The organism is Pseudoalteromonas sp. S1650 (genome assembly GCF_005887195.1).
Classification (GTDB): Bacteria; Pseudomonadota; Gammaproteobacteria; order Enterobacterales; family Alteromonadaceae; genus Pseudoalteromonas; species Pseudoalteromonas simplex.
On sequence record NZ_PNDF01000120.1, the window covers coordinates 1 to 430 of the forward strand.

Here is a 430-nt window from a genome sequence, read left to right on the forward strand (position 1 = left end):
GTTTGGCTATCCAATGCGCCCTCGGGAAGAAATAGAACTGATCGTGTATTACATGAACTAGGCTCAGGGCAAGCGCAATGGCGCGAGAATAAATAAAAACCGACTATGGACAAGTTTATAAAACCACTCATCTCAATTGCATGTGCTTTGTTTTTAGCAGGTTGCTCGTCAACGGGAAAAATAGATTACATGGTAGCAGGCGTAGGCACTGAGAATGGAAATGCTATTTGGGGGCGCTCAGTGGTATTTGATGATACATGGGGCATACCATCAGGGGCTATTGGTTGCTGTTATGGAGAGACAAGAGCGACAGTTGGTGTATACGACCAAAAATTCCCGGAAAAAGTGGCGGTTGAATGGCTCGATAAATCAGAAAATAGAATTTATTACGGTGAAGTGGCCATAGATAAGGCGGGATATAAATTAGATA

1 pseudogene is annotated in these 430 nt (G+C 43.3%); it reads left to right on the plus strand.

The annotated features are described in order from the left end of the window. Positions 1-105: 105 nt before the first annotated feature. Positions 106-430 (plus strand): annotated as a pseudogene (locus CWB80_RS21730) (DUF2931 family protein); the annotation flags it as partial.